Source organism: Kocuria sp. (assembly GCF_030536815.1).
GTDB lineage: Bacteria > Actinomycetota > Actinomycetes > Actinomycetales > Micrococcaceae > Kocuria > Kocuria gwangalliensis.
Map to the genome: position 1 here is coordinate 1 of NZ_JAUNPE010000306.1, position 1,797 is coordinate 1,797.

A 1,797-nucleotide genomic window follows, 5' to 3' on the forward strand; every position below is an offset into this window, starting at 1 on the left:
CCGTGCGACTGGGCGGCCAGGACGTCCGCGAAACCACCTTTGAATCCCTGCGGGACACCGTGGGCATGGTCATGCAGGACGGGCACTTGTTCCACGACACCATCCGCGCCAACTTGGCCCTGGCCCGGCCGGAGTCCACCGACGAGGAACTGTGGCACGCGCTGGACCGCGCCCGCATGAAGCACGTGATCGAGTCCCTCCCGGACGGACTGGACACCGTGGTGGGAGAACGCGGCTACCGACTCTCCGGCGGTGAGCGGCAACGCCTGACCATTGCCCGGCTGCTGCTTGCCCAACCGCGCGTGGTCATCCTGGACGAGGCCACCTCCGCGCTGGATTCCACCAACGAGGCCCACGTGCAGGCCGCGCTGAGTGAGGCGATGATCGGACGCACGGCCGTCGTGATCGCCCATCGACTGTCGACCATTCGGCAGGCCGACCAGATCTTGGTGATCGAAGCCGGCCGGATCGTGGAGCGCGGCACGCACCAGGAACTACTCGAGGTCGACGGTCGGTACGCGGAACTGTACGAAACGCAGTTCTCGACGGCCGAATGAGCGGGCCTAATCTGTGGTCATGCCCATGAGCGCCTCGCTACCCGACCAGCTGATCGAAGAACTGGGGATCACCGGAGCCCACGCACTTGCCGTGGTGCTGTCCGCGGTGGGGATCTACCTGGCTTTCCTGCTGTTCGTGCGGATCTTCGGGCAGCGCGTGCTCATGGCCATGTCCACCTTCGACGTGGTCGTGACGGTCATGCTCGGTTCGGTGGCCGGTCGCGTGATCCTGGGCCACCCGCCCACCCTGACCAGCGGCATCCTGGGCCTGGCCACCCTGTTCGTCCTGGAGGCCGGGTTCGGGCAATTACGCTCGTCCTTGCGGGTGCAGAGACTCATGAACAGCCCGGCGCGGTTGCTCATGATCGGGCCGCAGATCCAGGACAAATGGCTCAAGCGCTCTCACATCACCCTGGGGGAATTGCACGGTGCACTGCGCAAAGCGGGCATCCGTTCATATGACGAGATTGCATGCGTACTCCAGGAACCCGGGGGCGGCATCAGTGTGCTGCGCCGCGGGGTTCCCATTGACCCGCAGTTGCTCACGAACGTCGCCGGTGCGGACCGCATCCCGGCCGAATTCTTGGCTGAGCGCAAAACTGACGATGACGAAACGCATGCCAACACGCGCATGAGAACAGGCCGCAAAATTAACCGCGGGACAACACCGTGACATAACGGAGTACTGATGATTTCCGTGGATAGGATAAAAGCACGCCACGGAAGGGACTTCAGGGCATGACCGAAACGGCCATTCGCTATTCAGGCGTGAGCAAGGTGTACTCCAACGGGACCACCGCTGTGGACCACTTGGATCTGGAGATCCCCACCGGCTCACTCACCGTGTTCGTGGGCCCCTCCGGCTGCGGCAAAACCACTTCTCTGCGCATGCTCAACCGCATGGTGGAACCCACCTCCGGCACGGTGGAAATTAACGGCCGCAATGTGGCAGACGTTCCCGCCGCGCAACTGCGCCGTTCCATGGGCTACGTGATGCAGCAGTCCGGGCTCATGCCCCATCGCACGGTGGAGGACAACATCGCCACCGTTCCCCGGCTGAACGGGGTGTCCAAGTCCGCGGCGCGCACCAATGCCCGCAAACTTCTCGGCTCCGTGGGTTTGGACGAGTCGCTGGCCACCCGCTACCCGGCGCAACTGTCCGGCGGGCAGCAGCAGCGCGTGGGTGTGGCCCGAGCGCTCGCGGCCGATCCGCCCATCCTGCTCATGGACGAGCCCTTCT

3 protein-coding genes are annotated in these 1,797 nt (G+C 64.6%); all 3 read left to right on the forward strand.

All coding sequences use genetic code 11. From position 1 onward, the window contains the following. A partial coding sequence (locus Q4E95_RS13440) for an ABC transporter ATP-binding protein (RefSeq protein WP_303383779.1) occupies window positions 1-557 on the forward strand: 557 nt, incomplete at its 5' end. 19 nt (window positions 558-576) lie between these two features. Beyond that, window positions 577-1,230: a DUF421 domain-containing protein gene (locus tag Q4E95_RS13445; RefSeq protein ID WP_303383780.1), complete on the forward strand. Its 654-nt coding sequence runs from the start codon at window positions 577-579 to the stop codon at window positions 1,228-1,230. A 65-nt stretch (window positions 1,231-1,295) separates the two neighbouring features. Next, window positions 1,296-1,797 (forward strand): ATP-binding cassette domain-containing protein (locus Q4E95_RS13450; RefSeq protein ID WP_303383781.1); only part of this gene is annotated, 502 nt, incomplete at its 3' end.